The sequence below is a fragment of the Amycolatopsis sp. BJA-103 genome (assembly GCF_002849735.1).
GTDB lineage: Bacteria > Actinomycetota > Actinomycetes > Mycobacteriales > Pseudonocardiaceae > Amycolatopsis.
Genome location: NZ_CP017780.1, coordinates 6926877 through 6952379 on the forward strand (window position 1 = coordinate 6926877; position 25503 = coordinate 6952379).

The window sequence follows — 25503 nt, forward strand, 5'->3', positions numbered from 1 at the left end:
GAGTCCGCACAGGCGCGCCCCAAGCAATTCAGCGCGCCTCAAGGCAACAGCGTGGTGACGAATTTGTAACGGTCGCCCCGGTAGATCGCCCTCGCGAACTCGACCGGTTTTCCGTCGGTGGCGAAAGAATGCCTCGAAAGGAGCAACATCGGCATTCCGACGTCGGCGCCCAGCATCTCCGCTTCGTGCGGTCCGGCGAGCGCGGTCTCGATCGTTTCCTCGGCCCGTTCCAGCTCGACGCCGTAATGCTCCCTCAGCACGGCGTACAGCGAACCACCTGCGGAAACATGTTTGCGCAAACCGCGGAACCGGCCGAGCGGGAGATGCGTGGTCTCCAGTGCCATCGGCTGCGAATCGGCCAGCCGGAGACGGCGAAGACGAAGGATTTTCGCGCCGACGCGGATTCCCAGCAGTTTCGCCAGATCCGCTTCCACCGGCAGTTCGTCGATCTCCAGCAGCTTCGACGACGGCTTGAGGCCCTGCTTCTGCATGTCCTCGGTGTAGGACGACAACTGCAGCCGTTGCGCGAGTTTCGGCTCGGCGGCGAAGGTGCCCTTGCCCTGGACGCGGTGGAGCCTGCCCTCGGCGGTCAGGTCGGCGAGCGCCTGCCGGACCGTGGTGCGCGAAACGGTGAATTCCCCCGCCAGTGCCCGTTCCGTCGGAATCGGCGAGCCCGGCGGCAACGCGTCGAGCAGATCGAGCAGATGCTGTTTCAGCGCCCAGTACTTGGGTTCGCGCTGCCCGCGCATCCCTGCCGTAGCGCCCGCCTCACTCGCGGTGGTTGTCTCCAACATGACCGACTCCCTAAGCCTTCCCACTCAAACGCGCACCTGCCCCGCTAGGAAACGTACCCTTCACCACAAACGTCCATTCGGGCTAGCATTGGTCTAGACCTACTCGGGGGACGAAGTACGTCCCGGTGGAAGGGAACGAGATGACCGAACAGCGCCCCGGCGAGCACATGGCCGCGGAGATCTCCCAGCAACCCGCCATTCTGGCAGGAATCGTGGAGCGACAGGCCGAAATCGCCGAGGTGGCCGAAGCCATCTCCCAGCGCCCGCCCAGGTTCGCACTGCTCGCCGCCCGCGGCTCCAGTGACCACGCCGCCCTGTATGCGAAGTACCTGATCGAAGTACTCCTCGGTCTCCCCTGCGGTCTCGTCTCGCCCTCCACCGCGACTTTGTACGGCGCCCGTCCCGATCTGCGGGACGTTCTCTTCATCACAGTAAGCCAAAGCGGTGGTTCGCCGGATCTCATCGAGGTCACCGAAACCGCGCGTCGCCAGGGAGCGCTGACCGTCTCGGTCACCAACACCCCGGAGTCGCCGCTGCGTGCCGCCGCCGAACTCGGCGTCGACATCGGCGCGGGGCTGGAAAAGGCCGTGGCCGCCACGAAGACCTACTCGGCGACCTTGCTCTCCCTTTATCTGCTGATCGACGCGGTCCGCGGTGGCAAGGGCGAGGACGCGGCGAAGCTGGGCGAACTCGCGCAGCAGACCCTCGACAGCGCCGACGAAGGCGTTCAGCGCGCGGTGGACCGCTACCGCTTCGTCGACCGGGTGCTCACCACCGGCCGCGGCTACTCCTACGCCTCGGCGCTGGAGGGTTCCTTGAAATTGGCGGAAACCAGTTACCTCGCGGCCCGCGCGTACAGCGGCGCGGACCTGTTGCACGGTCCGGTCGCCGCGGTCGACGGCGAGACCGCGGTGCTCGCCGTGACGAGTCAGGGACACGGCGTGGGCGCGATGCAGGAGGTCCTCCAGGCCGTCGGCAAGCGTGGCGCGGACGTGCTCGCGGTCGGCTCGGCTTCCGCCGACGTCCCCGCGGCGCTGCGGATCGGGGTCGCCCCGTCCGCCGAAGAGGTCGCGCCGATCCTGGAGATCCTGCCCATCCAGCGGATCGCGCTCGGCCTTTCGCTGGCGCGCGGCGGTGACCCGGACAGCCCCCGCGGGCTGCTCAAGGTGACCAAGACCCGGTGACCCATGTCGTAGGGGTGGACGCCGGAGGCACGTCGACGCGAGCGATCGCGGTCGACGCCTCCGGCGTCGTTCTCGGCACCGGGCGCGCGGGCGGGGCGAATCCGAACTCCCATCCGCCCGCCGAAGCCGCCGCGCGGATCGCGAGCGCGATCACCGGCGCGCTGGGCGCGCTGGACCCGGCCGCGACGGCGGCGTGCGTCGTCGGCATGGCCGGGGTCAGCAAGCTGAGTGATCCGTCGATCGCGGAGATCTTCGCGACCGCGTGGAAGGACACGGGGATCAGTCCTGTGCGGACGGTCCCCGACGTCGAGGTCGCCTACGCGTCGGCCACTTCCGCGCCGGACGGTTCGGTGCTCGTCGCGGGCACCGGGTCGATCGCCGGGCGGATCCGCGGCAGGCGCATGGTTTCCACCGTGGGCGGCTACGGCTGGTTGCTCGGTGACGAAGGTTCGGCGTACTGGCTCGGCCGCGAAGCCGTTCGCTCCACTTTGGATGTTCTGGGCCGCGGCGGCGAACCCGGCCCGCTCGCGCGCGCCGTCCTCACCGAGGCGCTCGGACCGTCCGCAGTGGACGCGTTCGACCCCGAAGCCCGGACGGCGCTGTGGCGCGCGCTCATCACGAGCGCGAACTCCGAAGCGCCGATCCGGCTCGCCAGGTTCGCCCCGTTGGTCAGCGAGGCCGACCGCGGCGGCGACCCGGTGGCGGACGGGATCACCACCCGCGCGGCCGCCTTACTGGTGACGAATGTCATGACCACGCGAGAATCCGGCGAAACCACGCCGATCGTCCTCGTGGGCAGTGTGCTGTCACCGGAGGGCCCCGTCGGGGCGAAAGTCCGCGCCGAACTCACCGGCATCGAGGTCCTGACCAGCACCGACGGTGTTCTCGGGGCCGCGTGGCTCGCCGCCGTCGAGGCGTACGGGGAAGGGGCGCCGCGACCGGCGCGGACGGCGGAAAACACCAAAAAAGAGCCCTAAAAGACCAAACCATCGACTCCGGACCCGAACTCCGGGTACCGTAGGACCCGGCCCCCGGACCCTCCCCCCTCGCCGGGGGCCGCCTTATGTCCTGGGTAGCCCGTCGGGCTCGGAGCCGGAGGGGTTCTTTCCCGCCGCACCCGCGTCGCCGTCGTCCTCCACGACCCGCAGACCGGGGTGTTCCGGCGGCAGTGTCCGGTAGAGCACCCAGCCGCTCACGGCGACCGTCACCGCGACCAGCGGCCAGGACAGCACCGTCCGCGCGATGCCGAGCGCGACCACCTGCCCGCTCCACCACAGCGAGCCGTAAACGACGACTCGCAGCGTGTACTGCAGGAAGACCCACACCCAGCTCGCTCGCGAATACGCGCGCAGCAGTTCGGGATCACGGCGCCAGCGGGTCTTCTGGCCGATGACGAGCCCGACCACGACACCGAGCAACGGCCACCGGATCACGATGCTGGCCGCCCACAGCAGCGCGCTGGCCACATTGGACAGCAGCTGGATGAGGAAGAAGTCTTCGGCGCGGCCGGTGTGCAGGGCGATCAGCGCGGCGGCGATCACCGCGGCGAGACTCACGACGACGGCGCGGGCCTTGTCACCCCGGGTGACCCGGTACGCACCGAGCAGCACCGCCACCCCGATGGCCACCCCGGCGCCCCAGGCGATCGACTGGCCCGCGATCAGCCAGCCGACGACGAAGGCCGCCGGCGGGATACTCGCGTCGATGGCGCCACGCCGCCCGCCGAGGATCTGGGCGAGCGACTCGCGCGCGGGTCGGTAGGTCACCCTTACAGCCTGCCGGATCCATGACCCCGGACACCCGGGCGGGGAGACGTTCGCCACACACCCTGTCCGTTTCACGCCCACTTGAGGGGAATCTACGCAGCCCGGGAGTGTACATCCCAGTAATGGAGATGCGTGGACGTCCGACAAAATAAGAGACTGTGTCAACGGGCTGAACCACCGGTTTCGCTCAGGTGGGATTGCAGGGGCGCTCTCAGCTGTTAGTTGTGGTGTACAAGTACCAACCGGGGGCACACGGACGGAAGGGGACCCAACGTGTACGGATTCGACAGCTACGTGGCGATCGGTGACAGCTTCACCGAAGGACTCAACGACGATCTGCCCGACGGCACCTTCAGGGGCTGGGCGGACAGGCTCGCGGAGATCCTGGCCGAAGGCAGGCCCGATTTCCAGTACGCGAACCTCGCCCTCCGCGGGAAGATGCTCGACGAGATCCTCGAAGAGCAGTTGCCGATCGCCCTGGCGGTGAAGCCCGACCTGGTCACCCTGTGCGCGGGCGGCAACGACATCATCGTGCCCGGCGCGGACGTGGACGCCGTCGCCGCGCGGCTGGAGGCGGGGGTCGCCAAGCTGCGCGATGCCGGGATCCCGGTGCTCATCTTCAACGGGCCGGACACCAAGTACCTGTCCGTCATGCACGTCCTGCGCGGCAAGGTCGGCATCTACAACGCGCATCTGTGGGCGATCGCCGACCGCCACGGCGCGAAGATGGTCGACATGTGGGCGATGGGCCCGCTGCACGACCGCCGCGCCTGGAGCGACGACAGGCTGCACTTCACCCCCGAGGCCCACCGGCGGATCGCGCTGCGCGCGGCCGAGGTCCTCGGCGTCCCGGTCGCCGACGACTGGCGCGAGCCGTGGCCGGCGTCCGAGCAGCCGAGTACCTGGATCACTTCGCGCCGCTCCGACCTCGAATGGACGAAGGCGCACCTGCTGCCGTGGATCCGGCGTCAGCTCAAGGGCGAGTCCATGGGCGACGGCCTGTCCCCGAAGCGCCCCGAACTCGCGCCGCTGCTCCCGCTGGAGCAGATCGAGTCCGCGGCCGTCTCCCTCCCGACCGAGCAACAGCTGCGAGCGGCGCGGGAGATCCACCACCACGCGAGCTGAACGAGCCGCGGTCTCGCGCCGGTACAGCTGGTCGTGAGTGCCGTGAAGGGCCCCTTGCCTACCTTGACGGTAGTGATGGAGGCCTTCACTACCGTCATGATCGCCACGACCGCCACTTTCGCCCCACACGCACCAGCAGCCACAGCGGCCGCGCGTGAAGGCCACCTCCACTGCGCTAGACGCAATGAAGGTGGCCATCACGTACTTCAAAGAGACGTTGTGGCTGGACCCAAGGTGAGCGAAGGCGTGACTCGCGTGATCCGTCTCTGATCACGCGAGATCGTCGCCCGAACACACGTGAACGCCCATCCCACCCGAACACGACACGTTCGACCTTCCCCTCGATAGCCCGAAGCGCCACTCACGACCAGCCGCACCGACTCGGCACTCACACCCTCCTCGCCCCGCCGGACCGTTCGATGTCACTCAACAGGGTTATGTCCCGCCTCTCCGGTGACCCCACGCCGGAGGCGGCGCGCCCAGCGGGCACCTCGCCCCGGCCACGCACCCGACACCGCAGGCCAGGGACACGCACCACCTGCTGAAGACGATCGACCGCGGGCGGGCGACACCCCGCGGATTCACCCCAACGGCCGCCTGACACTGCGCCGGACGTTGTAAAACCCGGCTCGCTAACCGGCCGAACCCGGCTTACAGTCCCTTCATGCCCGGTACACGCTGGAGCCGCTTGCTGCCTACAGCGCTGCTGGTCACGCTCGCCTTGACGGCGATTTCCGTCTGGTCGGCCTCGGATGACATCGAGGCCGAGCTTTCGGCGCGCGCGAAGGACGCGCTCGCCGATGTCGGTGTCTCCGGCGGTCAGGTGAGTTTCTCGGGCCGCGACGCGAGCCTCGCCGGTTTCCCGCCGGACAAGGCCGCGCAGGCGATGGACGCCATCCAGCGGATCGACGGGGTCCGCACGGTCGAGATCTCCGGCGACACCGCCCCGCCCACCGGCCCGGTGACCACCAGCGGCGAGCCACCGAGCCCGTCGCCCGCTCCGTCGAGCCCACCGTCCAGTCCTGCGCCGACGTCGGCCAAGCCGACGGACAAGGCCGGGTTCCAGGCCGAGATCGACCGCCTGCTGGCGGCCACCCCCATCACGTTCGAGCCGGACACCACCGAACTGACCGCGGACGGCGAGCGCGGCGCGCTCGAGATCGCGAAGCTGCTCACGGACGCGCCCGCCGGGGTGCGGTTCCGGATCACCGGGCAGGTGGCGACCGGTTCGGACAGGAAGCTCTCGATGAGCCGGGCACTGACGGTGGAGCGGCTGCTGGAGCGCAACGGGGTCAAACGCGACCAGGCGTACTCCACCCAACGCAGGACCTCCGACGGCGCGAACGGCGAGGGCCGCCGCGTCGACATCACGGCAGAACAGAGGTGATGGCTGAATGCTCTGGCTCTTCGGACAGATCTGGCTCTGGCTGCTCATCTCCTTCGCCCTCGGCTGCGGCGCCACCTGGCTGATGATGCGCGGCGAACGACGTGAGCGCCCGGCTCCCGAACCGGCGGCCCTCGAGCCCGAACGCGCCACCGGGCTCCAGGCCGTGCCCGACCCCGAGCCCGTGCCCGAGCTGCTGTCGACCGAACAGACGCAGTTCATCCCGCCCGCGCGGATCCAGGGCGACGACGAGCCGTACGACCAGGAGGCGGAAGGTCACCGTGAAGGGCAGCTGACCCCGGAACCGGTGCGGGCCTACCGCCCGAAGGAACCGGAACCGGCGGGCCGGAACGGCGACCGCGGCCGCGAACCCGAACCGGTCTGGCCGAGTGACGAGGACTGGCCGCCCGCCGGACGCGCGCCCGAACACCGGCCGGGGCAGGGCGGCTGACACTCGCCTGGTAAATTCGGCTACGCACTGTGAGCGTGACGCCGGGTACGTTTCTTCGATCGAGAGCTCCGGCACACGAAGGAGGCTCCGATTGGCGCTCCCGTATTGGACGCCGCACAACCTGCTGCCTCCGGGCCGCCACCCCGCCGATCTGGCCGACGTCTACGAACGGCTGGTCTTCGACGCACCGCACCAGAACGACCGTGAAATCCTGTTCAGCGCGTTGAACAGTTATCTGGGGGTCGCCCGGCGGATCATGCCGACCGGCCGCGCGTGGATCGGCGGAGATCTGACCGCCAGGACCCCGCACGCGCCGCTCGGGCTCGACGTGGTGCTGATCCCCGACGAATGGGGCGCGCTCAAACGGCTCGACGACACGGGCCGCTCGGCGCTCTACGGGCTGCTGACGTTGCGGGGGGTCATCGTCGGCCAGCCCGCCATGTATCTCGACCAGGTGCAGCCCGTCGGCGGCATGCTCGACGGCTTCCTCTGCCGCCCCGGCGACGAGGAGATCTGGGAAGAAGTGTGGGCATCGGGTGGCAGGGGAATTCCGGAAGTGATCTGGTGAGGAACGAATTCCGGCGTATCGCCGACGAGATCCCCGGCGGCACCTGGCTCGACGACCTCGCCCGCGCGTCGGCGATGGCCGCGTACGCGAAGTTCGAGCGGACGTCCCGTTCGCCGCTGCTTCGCGTGTCCGTGATCGGTGAGTCGCATCTCGACGCGTACACCTTCTCCGACATCAGCCGCGCGCTGCAGGACGCGACGGCGAAGATCGGGCACATCATCCGCAACCCGTCGGGTGAGGTGACCATCGTCCAGCCCGCGGACCGGGAGAAGGCCCCGCTGATCCAGCGCGGCCAGGCGGGCAACGCGATCTTCTTCGGCTTCCCCGAGCCGGCACTCGAAGACGCGCTCATCCACGACGGGATCGAGTCCCTGTCCGAGCGCGCGGTCAAGGAACTGTGCGACTTCCTGCCCGCCAACGGCTCCGACGACGGCGCGCTGGACGCGGTGCTGCTGCAGCGCGACACCGTCCGCAACGCGGTCAGCGACATCGTCAACGCGGTCAGCAAGCACGCCGGGATCGGCATGGCGCTGACCCCGACCGCGGGCGAGGAACTGACCCGCAGCATGACCACCGAGCAGGCGAGGATCCTGTCCGGGAGCCTGCGCGAGTCGCGGGAAGCCGTCGGCTACGAGACGGTCAGCGGCAGGCTGGACGGGGTCCGCACCCGGCGCCGGATCTTCTATCTCGAACGCGAGTCGGGCGGCACGATCCAGGGCGCGGTCGCGCCGGATCTGCTCGACGAGATCAAGGAGAACCTGGACCGGCCGGTCACCGCGCGACTGCGCGTCGTGCGCACCACGACCATCGACGGCCGCCGCGGCCGCCCGGTGCACGAACTGCTGGAGATCACCCCGGAAGTCAGTCTGTTCGATCAGTGATCGGGTTTCCGACATTCGGCGATGCCACAATTCTCGTCAGAAAATATCGATAACCGCATGATCATCGTTCAATAATGACTTTTTCCGGCAGGTAACAATTTCGGCCATTGCCCCGAACGATGGGTTAACGTCTTCGGACGGAAGCCTCCGAAAGGGCACGTATGCCGACCGATCCACCTCTCCCGCACCCGCCCGCCACCCGCTACGGCCCGGGGTTCGCCACACACGGGACCCGGCACCGAAAGCCCAAGAACGGCCTGGTCATCGCCGGTTTCCTGGTCGGACTCGCGGCACTCGTGGTCGCCTTCGTCCCGGTCGCCGGGGTCGCCGCCTGGCCGCTCGCCGTAGTCGGAATGATTCTTTCCGTAATCGGTTTGACCAAAATCAAGAAGGGCGAAGCGGACAAGAAGGGAATGGGCGTCGCGGGGCTCGCGCTTTCCCTCGCCGGTTTGCTGGCCGCAACCGGGTTACTGGTCTACACCAACTTCTTTGCTACTGGTCAGTCGGGACTGCACATCCCGGCGGTCTCCGGGGACAAGAACACCGTCGAGTTCGTCGTCAGCGCGTCCGGCGGCGCGACCGTCCGGTTCGGCGCGCTCAACGACCAGCGGACCGAAACGACTCCGGCGAGTACCGACGAATGGCGCGGCACGGCGTCCTTCAACTCGGGCGATTACATGCTCACGGTCACCGCGGACACCCGGAACTCGTCGGTCAGCAACCAGATCGCCTGCACGATCCTCGTGAACGGCAAGAAGGTGGCGGAAAACAAGGGCCAGACCATCGCCCTGTGCACCGCGAGCACCGGCTGATCTCCGCGTTCGGTCCTCTGGATGCGGTACTTGCACGCGCAACCACCGCATCCAGAGGACTGAACGCGGGAAGGCCGCCTGGCGGCCGGCCGGTATCGCCCCCACCTCCACCGGCCGGACCGCCACGAGCCGCTCCTGGCGGCTCTTCAAACGGATCCCGAAGGGTCCGCCCGAGCGCCGATCCCTACCGAATGCCCCTCCCCTAGGGCTCGATCGACGCTGAAACGGACCCTACGCGCGCAAGAGGCGAGGCCACTAAGAATCCGCTAAGGATCACTCACGGACCTTCGCCGAGGTCCGTGAGTTCCGCGCGGACCAGCGCGGCGAGCTTCGGATTGGCGTCGGAGAGGATCTTCAGCGCGATCGCGAACTGCTCGCGGGCACCGTCCACATCCGACCCGGCCCGCAGCACTCTGCCCAGTGTCAGCCTCAGCACGCCCTCCTGGAGGACGAACCGCCTGCTGATCGTCAGGTCTACGGCTTCCCAGACGTATCGCTCGGCGGCGGCGAGTTCGCCGATCCTCATGCTCAGTTCGGCCAGGTTGTTCAGCGAGACGACGACGTAGCTTTCGTCGCCGAGGGTCCGGTCGATCTCCAGCGAGGCGATCTGGTGCCCGATCGCCTCGATGAACCGCCCCGCCCGCTTTTCGGCCTCCGCGCAGTTGTTGAGCGCCTGCCCGCGCAGTTCGAGGTCTCCGGTCCGGTCGGTCTCCTCGACCGCCTGCCGCAGCGTCGCGATGGCCTCGTCGTACCGGGCGAGGAGAGTCAGCGCGCAGCCGAGATGGATGTTCGCCGAGACCATCAGCCGGTTGTCGCCGATCGCGCTCGCGAGTTCCAGCGCGCGTTCGGCGTCGGCGAGGCAGCCCTGCGGCAGTTCGAAGGTGAGCGCGATGGCGCAGCGCGAAATCAGCATCCAGCACCGGCCGAGGACGTCACCGGACCGCTCGGCGGCCTCCAGCCCGATCTCGACCAGCCGCTTCCAGTCGTCCAGCAACGGGTACACCGCGCGATAGGTGTGCGCGACCCTGGCCAGCCGCCAGACGTCGTCGTGGCGCCCGCCGGCACGGGCGGCTTCGAGGACCTCCAGCAGGTTCGCCCATTCCGCGGTGAACCAGTCCTGCGCTTCGGCGAAGGAGTTCAGCGGCGGCATCTGCGCGTCACTCAACGCGTCGGTGAAGTCGAGGGGGTCGACGATCCGCAGCATCTTCCGCCGCGCCCGGTCGGCGACGGCCTGATAGAACCGCACCGACCGCGACAGCACGTCTTCGCGGTCTTCCTCGTCGAGTTCGTTCTCCGCCAGCTCGCGCAGGAACAGGCGGACGAGGTCGTGCGGCACGAAGGAATCGCGGCCGGTTTCGGCGAGCAGGTTGTGCGCGGCGAGCACCCGCAGATGCCGCCGCGCCTCGCCGACGGTGATGTCGCCGATCGCGGCCGTCAGATGAGAACCGGCCGAGACGACCTGGACCACGCCGAGCCGCAGGAACGTGTTCGCGACGTCGGTGGGAAGCCCCCGGAACGAGACGTCGAACGCCGCGCGGACCCCGTCGTCGGGGCCCTCGACGTCGAGGGCGGCCAGCCGCGTCCGCTCGTTGCCGAGTTCGTCGACCAGGTCCTGCGCGGACCACTGCGCGCTGGCGGCGAGCCGCGCGCCCGCGATCCGCAGCGCGAGCGGGAGATAACCGCAGAGCCGGGCGAGCGCGTGGTTGAGGTCGAATCCGGCCGGCCCGGCGAGTTCCTCGATCAGCCGGACGGCGTCACCGGGCGCGAGCGTGCCGAGGACACGCAGTTTGGCGGCGTTGGACACGGCGAGTCCGTCGAGCCTGGAGCGGCTGGTCACCAGCGTCATCGACCGCGAGCCGGGCGGCAGCAGCGGCCGCACCTGATCGGCCGAACGCGCGTTGTCGAGGATCACCAGCATCCGGCGACCGGCGATCATCGAGCGGTAGAGGGCGATGCGTTCGTGGACCTGCTCGGGGATGCCGTCGGCGGGGACGCCGAGCCCGAACAGGAACTGCGTGAGCAGATCGGCGGGCTCCAGCGGCGGGTGCTGCGGGTCGAAACCCCGCAGCGAGGCGAAAAGGATGCCGTCGGGGAAGCGGCGGGCGGCGCGATGCGCCCACCACACCACCAGGCTGCTCTTGCCGATCCCCGCGGTCCCGGAGACCACGCCGACCGCGGTCTCGCCCGCTTCGGCCCGCTCGGCGAGATCGTCGAGCCAGGCGAGATCGGCCTCGCGCCCGGCCAGGCTCGGCACGGCGGGCGGCAACTGCTGGACGGGATGCGCTTCGGCTTTCGCGTCCTCGACGACCTTGACCGGCAGGTCGTCGTTCAGGACGCGTTCGTGCAGCCAGCGCAGATCCGCGCCGGGTTCGACGCCGAGCGTGCGCAGCGTCGCCCGGGACACCGTGCGATAGAGCTCGAGCGCGTCACCGCGGCGCCCGGCGTGATAGAGCGCGCGCATCAGCTGACCGGCCGTGCGTTCGGCGAGCGGCTTGGCCCGGACCAGCGGGCTGAGCTCGACGATCAGTTCCGCGTGCCTGCCGAGTTCGAGATCCGCGTCGACCCTGGCACCGTGGACGGCGAGCCGCAGGTCCTCCAGTTCGGGGGCGCGGACGGACCCCGGCACTCCGGCCAGCGCCGGTCCCTGCCAGAGCGCGAGGGCCTCGGCGAGCAGCTCGGACGCCTTGTCCGGGTCTTCGGTGGACGCCCGCTCCAGCAGCGACCGGGCACGGTGGACGTCGATCCGGCCGGGTTCGACGGTGAGCTGGTACCCGGGCGGCGCGGTGAGGATCTGGGCGCCGCGCGGATGGTCGCCCTGGATGTCCCGGAGCACGCGCCGCAGGTGGGAGACGTTGCCGTGGACGATCGTGCGGGCGGTGGCGGGCGGGTCGTGCCCCCAGAGCGCGTCGATGATCTCGTCGAGCCCGACGACTTTGTTGACTTTCAGGGCCAGCAGCGCGAGCAGTCCGCGGACGCCGGGACCGCCGACGGGGACCGGCCGTTCGCCGTCGAGGAGCCGCACGGGACCGAGGAGTTGGAAGCGGGCAGGGGAACCGCTTTCGCCCATGACAAACCCCCTCCCCCGATCTCTCCCCTTACCGGAGTAGCCAACCTACCGCGCGAAGACGCCGCCAACCAGAAAACGCGAGGGAAGAGAGACATAGCGGGCGGCGACCCCCCATGCCCCCAATGCCACATTGGGGCCACCAAGCGTCCCCAATGCCACATTGGGGGCTTCGGAATCCCGGACGCTCACGTGAGCTCAGGAGAAGTGACCGGCGGACTCGTCTCCCCGGAAGCGCGCCAGCGCGACGGGGAGACTTCACCCCGCGCGCCCTCTTTCAGGCCGAAGGCCCACGAAGACGTTTTGTAGGGCGCCCTGACCACGAATCCGCAGCTTGACCACCATCTGGCGCCCTGCGAAACGTCTTCGTCAGCGCGCGGAAATAACCTTTGTGACGTCCGCCCAGTCCCTGTATGACCGGTCCGATCACGACAGCCGAACCGCCGGCGACGCGAGGGCTGTGTGGAAATAGGGACGTTGAACGTCCCTATTTCCACACAGCCTCACCCTGGGTAACCTCTCGCGCGCTCAACAGGCAGTTCGCGTGGCTGGCGGTGACAGATCGTGAGCAGTGGCTCGCGGTCCTCCGCGGCCGATGTTCCCAATGTCGCACTTGAGACGCTGAGCGTCTCAAATGCGACATTGGGAACATGAGACTGGGAACAGCGGAGCGGGGTGCCCGGTGGATCGCGCGTACCACACCATCTTTGCCCTACCCGGCAAAAAAATAAGGCCCCGTGCCATCAGTCCCGATCTGATGGCACGGAGCCGGGGGATGTCCGATTTGGGCCGCCTGGGGGCGCGACCCACACCGGACATCGGCGTCCACGTCCGTCCGGGTGGGCTCACCCCGAGCGAAGAACCCGTTCGTCCGTCGACAACACCTACGTGAGCGAGCCCACTGGCCCGCTCACGTAGGCGACAACGTAACAGGGCGCACACCGTCGGCTACAGGCGCCCCGTCATGGCCTTCGCTACCTGCGGGTTCGTCAGCGCGACAGGGGTGTCGAGTCGCGGCCGGCGATGAACGCCGGGCGCGGTTCGATCGCGGCGAACGGCTCCCGCAGCGCGTTCTCGACGCTGTTGAACACGATGAAGATGTTCGACCTCGGGTACGGGGTGATGTTGTTCGACGAACCGTGCATCACATTCGAATCGAACCAGAGCGCCGAACCGGCCTGTCCGGTGAATTGGTCGATTCCGTATTCGGCGGCGAGTTTGGTGATGTCTTCCTCATTGGGAACACCGACCCGCTGCTCTTTCAGCGAACTCTTGTAGTTGTCCTCGGGGGTTTCCCCGGCGCATTGGACGAAGGTCCGCTGTGAACCCGGCATCACCATCAGCCCGCCGTTGAACGGGTAGTTGTCGGTGAGCGCGATGGAGCAGCTGACCGCGCGCGGCGCCGGCATGCCGTCCTCGGCGTGCCAGGTCTCGAAGTCCGAGTGCCAGTAGAACCCGGTGCCCTTGAAGCCGGGCATGTAGTTCACGCGGCTCTGGTGGATGTAGACCTCGGAGCCGAGGATCTGCCGGGCCCGGTCGAGCACGCGGGGATCGCGGACGAGCTCCGCGATCAGCTCGCTGGTCTCGTGGACGTCGAAGATGGAGCGGACCTCACCGGTCTTGGCCTCGGTGATGACGCGCTCGTCGTCGCGGTGGTCCCCCGACGACATGCGGACGAGTTCCTGCCAGTACGTCTGGATCTCGCCAGGCGACAACAGCTGGTCGACGACGGTGTAACCACGGGTTTCGTGGTTGGCGAGCGTGGCCGCGTCGATGGGACCGTCGGCCTCGCCGCCCCAGACGGTGGGGTGCGTCCTGGGCAGGTGTTCGGGCTTGCCCGTGACACGCGTCGGGTAGCTGTCGTCGACTCGGGTGTCGGTCAGCGTCAATGCAGTCGCCTCCTCGAGCGATTTTTAGGGTTCGGTTACGAGCGGGTACACGCCGTTTTCGTCGTGGACCTCGCGGCCGGTGATCGGGGGGTTGAACACGCAGACGCACTTGATCTCGGTCTTGGGCCGGACCTGGTGCTTGTCGTGATCGTTCAGCAGGTACAACGTGCCCGGCTTCAGCTGGAAGATCTCGCCGGTCGCGGTGTTCTCGAGCTCGCCTTCACCGGAGGTGATGAAGACCGCTTCGATGTGGTTCGCGTACCAGAAATCGTTGACCGTCCCGGCGTAAAGCGTGGTCTCGTGCACCGAGAAACCGACGCCCTCCTTGGCGAGCACGATGCGTTTGCTGCGCCAGTTCGGGGTCTTGATGTCGGCGTCGGTGTCGGTGACCTCGTCGAGTGTTCGGACAAGCAACGGAAAACTCCTTCTCGTTCTCGGTTGAGGGCGGTCAGTTCAGGACGGTGGCGATGGACTCGTCGATGATCGACAGGCCCTTCGTGAGTTCTTCGTCGGTGAGCGTCAGCGGCGGCAGCAGCTTCATGACCTCGCCGTCGGGGCCGGAGGTCTCCATCAGCAGCCCGCGCTCGAACGCGGCGGCGCAGACCTTGCCCGCGAGGTCGCCGTTGGCGAACTCGAGGCCCCTGGCGAGGCCGCGGCCCTTCGCGAACAGGTTCGCGTCCGGGTACGCCTCGACGATGCCTTGGAACGCGGCGGCGATGCGCTCGCCCTTGGCCTTGGTCGACTTCTCCAGCTCGTCGTCGCTCCAGTAGACGCGCAGCGCCTCCGTCGCGGTGACGAACGCCGGGCTGATGCCGCGGAAGGTGCCGTTGTGCTCGCCCGGCTCCCAGACGTCGAGGTCCGGGCGGATCAGCGTCAGCGCCATCGGGATGCCGTAGCCGCCGATGGACTTCGAGAGGCAGACGATGTCGGGCTTGATGCCCGCGTCCTCGAAGCTGAAGAACGGGCCGGTGCGGCCGCAGCCCATCTGGACGTCGTCGAGGATCAGCAGGATGCCGTGCTTCTTGCACAGATCATCCAGCGCCTTGAGCCACTCGATGCGCGCGGCGTTGATGCCGCCCTCGCCCTGCACACCTTCGACGATAACGGCCGCGGGCTCGTTCAGGCCGCTTCCGGAGTCTTCGAGAAGTTTCTCGAAATAGAGGAAGTCCGGGATCGAGCCGTCGAAGTAGTTGTCGTACGGCATCGGGGTGGCGTGCACCAGCGGGACACCGGCGCCGCCGCGCTTCATCGAGTTGCCGGTCACCGAGAGGGCACCCAGCGTCATCCCGTGGAAGGCGTTGGTGAAGTTGATGACGGATTCCTTGCCCGTCACCTTGCGCGCGAGCTTCAGCGCGGCCTCGACCGCGTTCGCGCCACCGGGGCCGGGGAAGACGACCTTGTAGTCGAGTTCGCGCGGCGCGAGGATCTTTTCCTTGAAGGTCTCGAGGAAGTCCCGCTTGGCCACGGTGAACATGTCGAGCGCGTGCGTGACGCCGTCACGGGCGATGTAGTCGATCAGGGCCCGCTTGAGCGCCGGGTTGTTGTGCCCGTAGTTGAGCGCGCCGGCACCGGCGAAGAAGTCGAGGTAGGCCTTGCCGTCCTCGTCGTACAGGTAGCTCCCCTGGGCCCGGTCGAACACCACGGGCCAGCCACGGCTGTAACTGCGTACTTCGGATTCGAGTTCCTCGAAAATGCTCATCACGTTTTCTTTCTCCCTGGGATCCCCGGATTTACGTTCTATTGACTGCTGAGCGGACCGATTCGGTACAGGTCCTCCTGCTCATGCGTTCCGTCCTCGGCCGGGAAATCCTTGGCGGTGAACAGATCCCGGCGTTCCAAAGTGGCGTTCCACCGCTTGGCGAACGAGGCGAACAACCGGATCGAAGCCTCGTTGTCCGGCGTGATCGTGGTTTCGAGGTACCGCACACCCTGGGCGGTGAGCTGACTGAACAGCTCGTCGAGCAGTGCCCCGGCCAGGCCTTTTCCGCGCTGGGACGCGTCGACCGCGACCTGCCAGACGAAGCCGGTGTCCTGCTTCCGATACCCGATCACGAAGCCGACCGGGGTGTCGTCGACTTTCGCGACGACCGAGGTGTCGGCGAAATCGTGACACCACAGCAAATAGGCGTAAGGCGTGTTGAGATCGAGCTTCTTCGAATCGCGGGCGATTCTCCAGAGCGCGGCACCGTCTGCCTTGGTCGGGTTTTCGATCAAGTGCTTTCCGGACATGTCCAAGAAACGTACCGGAGGATTCGGGCGCGGTCAGATCAGCGCGGCGGCGGCAACGCGGCTACCTGCAACAACCCTGAAACACACGTGACAAAGGTAACGGTAACGTTTGAAGCGCAGCACTGGTGGGTAAGGCCGCTTCGTCGCGGTCTCACTGGATGTGACGATACCAACCGTTACCACTCGGTCGCAGGACCAGGCCACAATTCGGCGGTTCAGCGGCGGTGGCGCCGCCGGAATACGGAACCCAGCGGCGTCCAGACGGCGGGCAGCAGAATCAGCAGACAGACCACCAGCCACCAGACCGGCGCCTCGCCGCGCCGCCAGCCCGCGACGACGCCGCCGAGCCAGCCGAACAGCGGATCACGGACCGGTGGCAGGAACGCGGCGAACAGCAGACCCGCTCCCACCAGCACGGCGAGCACCGTGAGCACCATCCGCCACGTCTTGCGCAACGTCATCAGGCTGACCACCAGGAACACGATGGCGCCCGCGGCCACCGGGACGCCGACCCACTGCAGGACGGGCCCGCCCTGGCCGCCGATGACGAACCCGGCCAGCACGGTGATCAGCGCGGCGAGCACGTTCCACGGGGACGGCAGGGTGGCCGCGCCGCGTGTGATCCACCACGCGCTGCGGCTCGCGGCCTTGGCGAAGGTCGCGGCGGGCTGGACCGATTTCGGCACCCTGGTCGCCCCCGCGGCCGCGTTGATCCCGGCGGCACCCGCCTTGACCAGCGTCTTCGTCAGCAGCATCGTCCCGCGTTCGTGGTCGAACCGTTCGCCGGAGACCTGGCACGCCTGGAACGCGCGCTGGGTCTGCTCGTCGGTCTCCGGTTCGTTTTCGATCAGGCGCCGGAACCGTTCCGACGGTTTCCCGTTCCCCTTGGCCGTTTTCGCGTCGTGTCCACAGTGGAGGCCGACACAGGGCAGTTCCTCGCGCGCGATCTCCGCTTGGCGGACCCTGGCGAGCACCATCGCCGTCACCGGCATGCTGATCGGGAGCTCGGTTTCCTTCTCCACGTCACCGAGTTCGCCGTCGAGGCCGAGGAAAGCGAGTTCACCGGCCAGTTGCGCGCGCAACGACTCCGCTTCTTCCTGCGACAGGCCGTCTTCGGTGCCCGGCCGCCGCCATCCGATCTTCTCGAACGTTTCCCGGACCTGCTTGCGGAAGGCCTCCCGCCCGACGACGTCGCGCAGCAGCCGCAGGCGTTTCGGATCGAGCAGGCACTGGATCAGCCAGCCCGCGCCGTCGACCCGGCCCCACATCCAGTCGTTCGCGCGCCACGACGCCTTGTAGAAGGCGCCGAAGTAGTCGGCCTGCATGCCGGTGAGCTTGTCCCACGAACGGCGCCGCTTCATGTCCATCAGCGTCCGCGAATCCGCGCTCACCTGGACGAGGTCGACCCGCTGGTCGACCGAGGGCGCTTGCGCGAGCAGCCCCCGGGTCGCGATGTGCAGGCGCACCAGGCGCGAGGTGACGACCGAGTCGCCGGCGCTGTCGTCGCCGGAGGTGAGCCCGGTCCACGCCAGCAGCGTGGTGACCGTGTCGGCGGCTTCGGTGTCGGGTTTCGCCTGTGCCAGCGGCAAAAGGATCGGCGTCGCCTGACGGAGCGCGGCGACCACGATCGGCCACGCCTCCTTCAGGGTGTCCGACCGGCCCCTTGCGGCCCATTTCTTGGCGAGGCCCTCGATCCAGGCCGCGAGCGTGACCTTGGCGTCCGGCGGATCCTGTTCGGTGACCCAGCCCGCGAGCCGCTCGCCGCGCGCGGCCTTGTGCCGCGCCTCGTGCAGCAGCACGCGGCAGCGGTTGAGCTGCACCGCCTGCTCCGGCGCCGGGTCGAGCCGGAAGCCCGCGTTCACCAGCTGGAGGCCGGTGGCGACCGAATCGTCCAGCGCGGTGGTCCGGAAGGCCACCAGGTCCTGGAGTTCGCAGGTGTCCTTCGGCGGCGCGGTGGGCAGGCCGTCGCGCAGTCCCTCCGCCGCGGCCGCGCGCAGCTGCGCCGCCGTGCCGGACGCCCACTGACGGCCCGGATCCTCCACATCGGACAGAGAGAGCCTGCGGGTCGCCTCACGGACCAGCGCGGTGGCGTCCTCCTGGACCCGCCGATCGCGGTAGTCGTTCATCAGCCGCTGGTCGACCAGCGCGTCCGGACCGCCGCGAACCCCCATCGAGGCAAGGGAAACGCGAGTTCCCCTGGTTCGGACGACAGCGTCGTTGTGCCGGGTCAGATCCTCGAGCTCGGCGCTGATCGTCTGGCTCAGGACGGTGCCGACGACCTTGCTCATCGCGCTGCCCAGCAGCGGCGGCCGGTCCGGATCGACCTCGACCCGCTCGGCTTCGCGTTCCGCCGTCGGCACCACGTACAGCAGCAGCCGCCGGACGTCGGAATGCGACTGTCGTTCGAAGATCTCCCGCAACGCCGGGCGCAGCGGCTTGTTCAGCAGCACGCCGCCGTCGGTCAGCCAATGCGACCGGGTGACGTCGGTGTACCGGGTCATGTCCGGATGCAGCGGCCCGGTCTTCTCGCCGATCGGCATGCGGGAGAGTTCGAACGCGCCGGGGAACGACGCGGTGGAGCGCGCCGCGAGCGCGAGCGGGCCCACGACGTCATCCGTCCACAAAGGACCATCGAAGCGGAAGAGGAGCCGGTGCTCGGTGTCCCGCACCAGGTTCCCGAGCGCGTCGTCGAACCTGGTCGTCTCGCCGTCGATCATCGTGCCGGTGAGCAGCACGGTGATGTCGGGACAGTCCGGTTTGACCGTGGCCTTGTCGGTGATGCGGTGCAGCGCGTCCTTGAGATCCGCCAGGAGCACCTTGTCGCCGTCGAGCAGCGAGCGCGGTTCCTTCTCGCCGGGGTCGCGGATCAGGTTGTCGAGCGACCCCGTGCTGATCCACGTGTCGCGCAGCACCTGCGGGCTCGACCGGAACGCCTCGGCCAGCCCGAGGCACGCCGCGTTGATGCCGCCCGCGCTCGTGCCGGTGAGCACGTCGAGCGAAACCGTGGCGTTGAGCAGATCGAGCAGGGCGCGGTACGGCCCCTCGGATTCCGGCGTTCTCGACGCGTGCAGCAGATGTGAGGTCTCGGTGGCGACCCCGCCCATCCAGACCGCGAGGCTCGCCCCGCCCACCATGGTCATCGCCAGCCGGATCTCCTGCGGCCACGGGCTCCCCGCGTCGGCCATGTGCGCCCTCCCCAAGGCTTAAGTGCACGAGCACTTTAGACCGGACGGGCGAGTCGGCGTACCGCCGTTGGTGCCGAGATTCGTTCACCCGTAAGGGCAATTTCACGCCCTCGCAATCAGGTGCCCGATCGCTGCCCCTGGATACACGCCCCTGCCACCGGCGCGTTTAGTCCTCTGGTTGCGGTAGTTGCACGCGCAAGTACCGCAACCAGAGGACGAAACGCGGGAGAGGAGAAGGGGGCTCAGGCGGCGAAGTGTTCCAGGAGGAGGACTTGCGCCTCGCCGACGGCGAAGCCGAGGACGGCGCCGGTCGCGATCAGGATCCATTCGTCCTGCTGGAACGCCGGCCGCAGCAGACCCTCGAACTCGCGCGGCGACAGTTCCTTCATCTTGGTCACCAGCACGTTCCGGATGTCCATCGCGTCGTTCGCGTAGTCCTCGATGTACCGCATGGTCTCCGGCAGCTTGTCCATGATCTTCTCGGCGATGTTCAGCTTCATGTCCTGGTACCGCCTGCTGCCGACGGCGAACACGACCAGCGGTTTCCCGACGCCGACGCGGCGGCCGAGCTGTTCGTCGAGCTGACGTTGAATGAGCCCGAGCACCCGGTCCGACAGCGGCCCGTGCAGCACCGCCTCGATCACGTTGTGCGGGGTGATGATCTCCTTCGCGATCAGCGCGCCGTACGCCTCCGCGACCTCGCCGCGCCGCTTCAGGAACAGGCCTTGCCAGCGCACGCCGAAGTACCGGCGCTCTTCGATCGGGTAGAAGATCATCCGCAGCGCCAGCCAGTCGGTGAACCAGCCGGTGAACAGGCCGAACAGCGGCATGATCAGCGGGAACTTGAACAGGAGCCACGCGATCATCTGGATCACGCCGATCAGCCCGCCGAAGAAGATGCCGGAGCGGGCGATGAACTTGAACTCCTTGTCGCCCGCCTCCTGGAAGATCCGGTTCAGCAGCCGTTTGTCCTTGACCAGGGCGGTGACCACCATGCCCTTGAGGTCGAACACACTGTCCACATCGGACTTGATCAGCTCCAGCACGGCCGCGACCATCTTCGGCGTCTCGGCCTGGACGCGCTGGATCACCAGCCGCTGCATCCCCACCGGCAGCGATTCCCACAGCCCCGGCTGATAGTGACCGGCGACGTCGCGCACGATGTCCTCGACCGCGGCCTGGAGCGGTTTTTCGATCTCCCGCGCGATTCTCTGCGGATCGAGCCTGGCGACGACCTCCGCCGGTTTGATCAGCTGCTCGGTCATCGTGTCGCAGGCGATGCTCGCCATCCGCGCGGCGCGTTTGGGCACGATGCCCTGCCAGCCGAGGAACGGTTTGATCCCGACGAATTCGACCGGCTGGAACATCATCCGGATCGCGACGAGTTTGGTGGTGTAGCCGATCAGGGCGGCGACGATCGGGATCGAGACGTAGATCGGCCAATGCTCGGCGAAGTCGGCGAGGATCCCGTCGAGGAAGGCACCCATGCCGGGGTCAGCCGGCGCTCGGGTCGCAGGCCTGCCAGAACTGGGCGCCGAGCCGGGAAATGTGGACGGTGCGCTTGACGAACTTGGCCCGCTTGACCGACTTCTCCGCCTCGCGGACGGTCTCGTCGGTCAGCAGGATCTCGTACTGCGTCTCCAGCGAGGGCACCTCTTCGTCCAGCTCGACCAGGCCGAGCCCGATCAGCCTGGTGAGGTAGCCGGGCACCTGGTCGGGCAGCGAAACCCCGGCGGCCTTGCCGACGGTGGAGGCGTTGCGGAGCACTACCCGCCCGGCGCCACCGAGGTTGGTCCGCTCGGCGACGTCGACGGCAGGGAACGGCGAGCCGTCGGAAAGCGCGGAGAGGATGCGGGCTTCGTCGGGCGTCAGCTGCCGCAGGATGATCGCGTAGAGGTACTCGCGAGCCCGCTCGCGGCCGAAGCCGATCGAGTGGTTGAGCAGTTCGGCCATCGCGGCGCGGAGCGGTTCGAGCTGGGCACGCGTGTGCACGAGGGTGATGGTCGCTTCGACCGGGCGCGAGCCGTTGGCGTCGGGCCGGTTCATCGCGGACGCGGCGGTGAGCGCGGCGTGGTACGGGTCGTCGACCTCGTCGAGACGGCGGCGCAGCTCCGAAAGCAGCTGCCGCTCACCCTGCTTGATGACCTGTTCCGCGAGGTCGACGCCGGGGAGTTTGCGGGTGAATTCCATGCCCGTGCGGGCGGCCCAGCCCGCCAGCTGCCCCGCGCGTTTGGCGAAAGCGGCCAGGTCGTCACCGGCGGGTCGATCGTTGCTCACGGGCACTCCCCTCACGTTCGCGCTGATGCTACCTGCGAGTAGGCCGAACGGCCGAAATTGTGATCGACGCGGGTGTTTGGATGCATACATGAGCTTCACGCGCTGGGGTCCGCCGATCGACGTCCTCCCGCTGTTCGCGCGGGAAGAGCAAGCCCTGCTCGACGTCCTCACCGGTCTCGACGCGGAGCAGTGGGCCGCGCCGACGGTCTGCGCGGGCTGGACGGTGCACGATCTCGCCGCCCACATCCTGGGCGGCAAGCTCGGCAGGCTGTCGCGCGATCGCGACGGCTACCGGACGACGGCGCCCCGCGAGGGCGAACACTTCGCGAAGTTCATCGACCGGATCAACGACGAATGGGTGGTCGCGTGCCGTCGGCTGTCCCCCGAAGTGCTGTTCGCGATGCTGGTGGACAGCACCTCGCAGCTCGCCGAGATATGGGGCCGCGCCGACCTCGACGCGCTCGGCGAGCCGGTGAGCTGGGCCGGGGACGAACCGGCGCCGGTCTGGCTCGACGTCGCCCGCGAGTACACCGAGTTCTGGGTGCACCAGCAGCAGATCCGCGAGGCCGTCGGTGCCCGCACGCTCGACGAACGGGACTTCCGCGGGCCGGTGGTCGACACCTTCGTCCGGGCACTGCCGCACACGCTGCGTGACGTCGAGACGCGGACCGGACGTCAGGTCGTCTACACCGTCACCGGCCAGGGCGGCGGCAAGTGGACGGCGCAGCGGACCTCGGACGGCTGGTCGCTCGATCGCGTCGCGCCGACGTCGCGCGCGCCGCTGGCCTCGGTGACGACGGACGCGGACACCTTCTGGCGGCTGTGCACCCGGAACCCGGCGGACCGGGACCGGGTCACCGCCAAGGGCGACGAAAACGTTTGCGCCACCGTGCTCGGGATGACGTCGATCATCACAACGAGTAGCGACTGACCTTCTCCGGGTGGATGACGAGCCGGACGAGATCCAGCTCCTGGATCCCGGCGAGTTCGCCGGAGTGTGCCGGGTCGTCGAGGTCCCAATAACGGGCGCCGAGGCGGGCGGCCAGCTCGTGTGCCCCGTCCTGCTCCACGGTGACGCGACCCGCGACGGAGACCCAGCGTTCGCGCTCGCCCACCGGCGCGGCCACGATGATCGAGGCACGGGGATCGCCGTCCAGCCGCCGCACCTTGGGCGAGTCCCGGGGCGTGAACAACTGGACCGTGCCCTCGCCGGTGGCTTCGAACCACACCGGCCGGACCGGCCCGTCGGCCACGGTCAGGAACCCGTGCAGGGGACGGCGGAGGAATTCCAGGTCTTCGGCGGTCAACATGAGCTCGATTCAACACGGCCCGCTTGGACGTGCCCATAGGCGAAAAGCCGGATCGCCTGTGTATTCGTCTAACGTCGGTGGCGTGGACGTGTTCAGTGACCTGATCCGTGGGGTGCGGTCCCACGGCTCGTTGTTCGGCAGTTCGGCCCTGTCACCGCCCTGGTCGCTGCACTTCGTGGACGGCGCGCCGCTGACCCTGTGCGCCGTCCTCACCGGGGCGGGCTGGGTCGTGCCCGAAGACGCTCCGCCCGAGCCGCTTCGCGCGGGCGAGACGATCATCGTGCGCGGTCCCGGGACTTTCACCTTCGTCGACGAGGTCGGCACCCTCGCCGAGCCGATCGCGTGCGGCGAGCACTGCGCGACGCCCGAACAGGGCGGGACCCGGCACCGCCTCGGCTGGGCCGACGAACCCGGCGGCGAGACGACCTTGATCGTCGGCGCGTATCCGGTCGGCGGCGAGATCGGCCGCCCGCTGCTGGACGCGTTGCCCGTCGTGGTGCGCGTGGACGCCGGGGGCGCGGGCGATCCCGTGCTGGACCACCTCGCCGCCGAGGTCGCCGTCGACGCGCCCGGTCAGCAGGTGGTCCTCGACCGGTTGCTGGACTGGATGCTGGTCTGCTCCCTGCGCGAATGGTTCGACCGGCCCGGCGGCGAGCCCCCGGCGTGGTGGGCGGCCCAGCGGGATCCCGTGGTCGGCGACGCGCTGCGCCTGCTGCACGCGGAGCCGGCGGCGCCGTGGACGGTCGGCTCGCTGGCCGGGCGGACCGGGGTCTCACGGTCGACGCTGGCCAAGCGGTTCGCCGACCTGGTCGGTGAGCCACCGCTGACCTACCTCACCCGCTGGCGGATGACCCTCGCGGCGGATCTCTTGGCTGGCAAGGAATCCACGACCATTTCCGATATCGCCCGCACCGTCGGCTACTCCGACCCGTTCGGCTTCAGCGCGGCGTTCAAACGGGTCCGGGGCGTCAACCCCAGCGAGTTCCGGCGCGGCGCTGTCCTCTGACAGACGTCAGCGGAGCTGATGCCGGGACTTCTTGGCCTGCTTGCGCAACTGCAGGATCCGGGCACCGCCGACGAGCGCGACCACGGCGCCACCGGCGATCACGGAGAACAGCATCGCGACGGCCAGCGGCATGCTGCCGGACATGCCGAGGAAGTGGACGGTGGCGGTGTCCTGGTTCTGCAGGATGAACACGAGCAGGAACACCAGCAGGATCAGCGCCACGATGACGGCGATCCAGGTGCCGCTCACCCGCGTGCGCTTGAGTTTCGGGCCGGCGTCGAACTTGCCGCTGTGGCGCGCGCCGCCAGCGGCTTCGGGCGGTGAGACGGGCTCGACCGGAACCTCGGCGGCACCCTCCTGCGGCTGAGTCATGCAGGACAGTGTCCGCCGAAGTCGCCTTGATCGCGCTCTCAAGCGTCCGAACGGGTGACCTCGTCCGCCGCGCGCAGGACGCGCAAGGTGTTCTTCCCGGCCAGCTTCGCGCAATCCTCGTCGCTCCAGCCGCGTTCCATCAGCGCGGCGAACAGCACCGGGTACTTCGAAACGTCTTCGAGGCCCTCGGGCAGTGTCGCGACTCCGTCGTAGTCGCCGCCGAGGCCGATGTGGTCGACACCGGCCACTTCACGCGCGTGCTCGATGTGCGCGACGACGTCGTCGATGCCCGCCTTCGGCTTCTCGGGGCCGCCGCGCTCCGCGGTGAACTTCGAGCGCTGGTCGATGTTCCGGTAGTCCTTGCCCGCGGCGTCCATGTCCTGGCGCAGCTGGTCGTCCCATTCGGAGACCTTCGGCGAGATGAAGCCCGGCACGAACGTCACCATCGCGACGCCGTCCTTCGCCGCCAGGGTCTCCAGGACGTCGTCGGGGATGTTGCGGGCGTGGTCGTTGATCGCGACGCACGAGGAGTGGCTGAAGATCACCGGCGCGGAACTGACCTCCAGCGCGGCGCGCATCGTGCTCGGCGCGACGTGCGAGAGGTCGACCAGCATGCCGATCTCGTTCATCGCGCGGACGACGTCACGGCCGAACTCGGTGAGCCCGCCGTGCGCGGGTTCGTCGGTGGCGGAGTCGGCCCAGGTGGTGTTGTAGTTGTGCGTCAACGTCATGTAACGGACGCCGAGACGGCGCAGGATCCTCAGCACGCCAAGGGATTCGGCGATGCTGTGGCCGCCTTCGGCGCCGAGCAGCGACGCGATCTTGCCGTCGCGGAAGGCGGCCTCGGCCTGATCGGCGGTGTCGGCGAAGGCCAGCCTGTCCGGGTACCGCTCGATCATCTGGTGCACGATCTCGATCTGTTCGAGAACCGCGGTGACGGCACTGTGCCCTTCGAACTGGCAGGGCACGTAAACGGACCAGAACTGCATCCCGAGCCTGCCTTCGGCGAGCTTCGGGAAATCGGTGTGCAGATGCGGCTGGCGGACCGTGAGATCCGTGCCCGCCACGGCCTGGACCGGATCCGGCCCGGTCGTGACCCGCAGCTCCCATGGCAGGTCGTTGTGCCCGTCCGCGAGGAGCGCCGTTTCGAGCAGGGCCTGGGCCCGGACGAGGTCACCGTTAGTCATCCGCCGATGTTACGTTCGG

23 protein-coding genes are annotated in these 25503 nt (G+C 68.4%); 10 read left to right on the plus strand and 13 right to left on the minus strand.

What is annotated here, in order from left to right; genetic code table 11:
• Positions 1 to 38: 38 nt before the first annotated feature.
• Positions 39 to 794, minus strand: coding sequence for a GntR family transcriptional regulator (locus BKN51_RS30695; protein WP_101610953.1), 756 nt, complete (start codon positions 792 to 794; stop codon positions 39 to 41).
• A 140-nt stretch (positions 795 to 934) separates the two neighbouring features.
• On the opposite strand from BKN51_RS30695, the gene BKN51_RS30700 reads away from it, so the two are divergent.
• Together BKN51_RS30700 and BKN51_RS30705 are read left to right on the plus strand one after the other, a co-directional pair.
• Positions 935 to 1978 (plus strand): SIS domain-containing protein, encoded by a 1044-nt coding sequence (locus BKN51_RS30700; RefSeq protein ID WP_101613548.1) that lies wholly within the window; start codon positions 935 to 937, stop codon positions 1976 to 1978.
• Positions 1975 to 2955, plus strand: coding sequence for an N-acetylglucosamine kinase (locus BKN51_RS30705; protein ID WP_101610954.1), 981 nt, complete (start codon positions 1975 to 1977; stop codon positions 2953 to 2955). The genes BKN51_RS30700 and BKN51_RS30705 overlap by 4 nt, the downstream gene beginning before the upstream one ends.
• 84 nt (positions 2956 to 3039) lie before the next feature.
• Here BKN51_RS30705 and BKN51_RS30710 read toward each other — a convergent pair whose 3' ends face one another.
• On the minus strand, positions 3040 to 3744 hold the full coding sequence (locus BKN51_RS30710) for a DUF3159 domain-containing protein (RefSeq protein ID WP_101610955.1): 705 nt from the start codon (positions 3742 to 3744) through the stop codon (positions 3040 to 3042).
• Between the two features lie 273 nt (positions 3745 to 4017).
• Between BKN51_RS30710 and BKN51_RS30715 the strand changes: the two genes are divergently transcribed.
• The 6 genes from BKN51_RS30715 to BKN51_RS30740 all read left to right on the plus strand — a co-directional run bounded on the left by BKN51_RS30715 (position 4018) and on the right by BKN51_RS30740 (position 8965).
• Entirely contained in the window at positions 4018 to 4869 is an 852-nt protein-coding gene (locus tag BKN51_RS30715) for an SGNH/GDSL hydrolase family protein (protein WP_101610956.1), read from the plus strand.
• A 664-nt stretch (positions 4870 to 5533) separates the two neighbouring features.
• The gene (locus BKN51_RS30720; RefSeq protein WP_233222935.1) at positions 5534 to 6256 is read left to right on the plus strand and encodes an OmpA family protein; all 723 of its coding nucleotides are present in this window, start codon (positions 5534 to 5536) and stop codon (positions 6254 to 6256) included.
• Between the two features lie 7 nt (positions 6257 to 6263).
• On the plus strand, positions 6264 to 6704 hold the full coding sequence (locus tag BKN51_RS30725) for a hypothetical protein (protein ID WP_101610958.1): 441 nt from the start codon (positions 6264 to 6266) through the stop codon (positions 6702 to 6704).
• Between the two features lie 91 nt (positions 6705 to 6795).
• Complete coding sequence (locus BKN51_RS30730) at positions 6796 to 7272, plus strand: DUF6932 family protein (protein ID WP_101610959.1); 477 nt, start codon at positions 6796 to 6798, stop codon at positions 7270 to 7272.
• Positions 7269 to 8153, plus strand: coding sequence for a hypothetical protein (locus BKN51_RS30735; protein WP_101610960.1), 885 nt, complete (start codon positions 7269 to 7271; stop codon positions 8151 to 8153). The genes BKN51_RS30730 and BKN51_RS30735 overlap by 4 nt, the downstream gene beginning before the upstream one ends.
• 161 nt (positions 8154 to 8314) lie before the next feature.
• Positions 8315 to 8965, plus strand: coding sequence for a hypothetical protein (locus BKN51_RS30740; protein ID WP_101610961.1), 651 nt, complete (start codon positions 8315 to 8317; stop codon positions 8963 to 8965).
• 277 nt (positions 8966 to 9242) lie between these two features.
• Here the strand turns inward: BKN51_RS30740 and BKN51_RS30745 are convergent, their stop codons facing one another.
• The 8 genes from BKN51_RS30745 to BKN51_RS30780 form a co-directional block, all read right to left on the minus strand.
• Positions 9243 to 12032 (minus strand): AfsR/SARP family transcriptional regulator, encoded by a 2790-nt coding sequence (locus tag BKN51_RS30745; protein WP_101610962.1) that lies wholly within the window; start codon positions 12030 to 12032, stop codon positions 9243 to 9245.
• Positions 12033 to 13018: 986 nt separating this feature from the next.
• A complete protein-coding gene (thpD, locus tag BKN51_RS30750) occupies positions 13019 to 13918 on the minus strand; it encodes an ectoine hydroxylase (protein WP_101610963.1) in 900 nt (299 codons plus the stop codon).
• Between the two features lie 24 nt (positions 13919 to 13942).
• Positions 13943 to 14332, minus strand: coding sequence for an ectoine synthase (locus tag BKN51_RS30755; RefSeq protein ID WP_101610964.1), 390 nt, complete (start codon positions 14330 to 14332; stop codon positions 13943 to 13945).
• Positions 14333 to 14366: 34 nt separating this feature from the next.
• Positions 14367 to 15617 carry a diaminobutyrate--2-oxoglutarate transaminase gene (gene ectB, locus BKN51_RS30760; protein ID WP_101610965.1) on the minus strand — a complete coding sequence of 417 codons (1251 nt, stop codon included), beginning with the start codon at positions 15615 to 15617 and terminating at the stop codon, positions 14367 to 14369.
• 38 nt (positions 15618 to 15655) lie between these two features.
• On the minus strand, positions 15656 to 16147 hold the full coding sequence (ectA, locus tag BKN51_RS30765) for a diaminobutyrate acetyltransferase (RefSeq protein ID WP_101610966.1): 492 nt from the start codon (positions 16145 to 16147) through the stop codon (positions 15656 to 15658).
• A gap of 215 nt (positions 16148 to 16362) precedes the next feature.
• On the minus strand, positions 16363 to 19332 hold the full coding sequence (locus BKN51_RS30770) for a patatin-like protein (protein ID WP_101610967.1): 2970 nt from the start codon (positions 19330 to 19332) through the stop codon (positions 16363 to 16365).
• A 242-nt stretch (positions 19333 to 19574) separates the two neighbouring features.
• Complete coding sequence (locus tag BKN51_RS30775) at positions 19575 to 20819, minus strand: DUF445 domain-containing protein (RefSeq protein WP_101610968.1); 1245 nt, start codon at positions 20817 to 20819, stop codon at positions 19575 to 19577.
• A 7-nt stretch (positions 20820 to 20826) separates the two neighbouring features.
• Positions 20827 to 21609 (minus strand): Abi-alpha family protein, encoded by a 783-nt coding sequence (locus BKN51_RS30780; protein WP_101613549.1) that lies wholly within the window; start codon positions 21607 to 21609, stop codon positions 20827 to 20829.
• An 88-nt stretch (positions 21610 to 21697) separates the two neighbouring features.
• On the opposite strand from BKN51_RS30780, the gene BKN51_RS30785 reads away from it, so the two are divergent.
• Positions 21698 to 22540, plus strand: a complete 843-nt coding sequence (locus BKN51_RS30785) for a maleylpyruvate isomerase family mycothiol-dependent enzyme (protein ID WP_101610969.1) — start codon at positions 21698 to 21700, stop codon at positions 22538 to 22540.
• On the opposite strand, the gene BKN51_RS30790 is transcribed toward BKN51_RS30785, so the two are convergent.
• Positions 22521 to 22919: a pyridoxamine 5'-phosphate oxidase family protein gene (locus BKN51_RS30790; protein WP_101610970.1), complete on the minus strand. Its 399-nt coding sequence runs from the start codon at positions 22917 to 22919 to the stop codon at positions 22521 to 22523. The two genes, BKN51_RS30785 and BKN51_RS30790, sit on opposite strands and share 20 nt — an antisense overlap.
• Before the next feature lie 82 nt (positions 22920 to 23001).
• On the opposite strand from BKN51_RS30790, the gene BKN51_RS30795 reads away from it, so the two are divergent.
• Positions 23002 to 23925 carry an AraC family transcriptional regulator gene (locus BKN51_RS30795; protein ID WP_101610971.1) on the plus strand — a complete coding sequence of 308 codons (924 nt, stop codon included), beginning with the start codon at positions 23002 to 23004 and terminating at the stop codon, positions 23923 to 23925.
• 6 nt (positions 23926 to 23931) lie between these two features.
• Here the strand turns inward: BKN51_RS30795 and BKN51_RS30800 are convergent, their stop codons facing one another.
• Both BKN51_RS30800 and BKN51_RS30805 read right to left on the minus strand, forming a co-directional pair.
• Positions 23932 to 24297 carry a LapA family protein gene (locus tag BKN51_RS30800; protein WP_101610972.1) on the minus strand — a complete coding sequence of 122 codons (366 nt, stop codon included), beginning with the start codon at positions 24295 to 24297 and terminating at the stop codon, positions 23932 to 23934.
• A gap of 38 nt (positions 24298 to 24335) precedes the next feature.
• Positions 24336 to 25484, minus strand: coding sequence for a dipeptidase (locus tag BKN51_RS30805; protein ID WP_101610973.1), 1149 nt, complete (start codon positions 25482 to 25484; stop codon positions 24336 to 24338).
• Positions 25485 to 25503 lie beyond the last annotated feature (19 nt).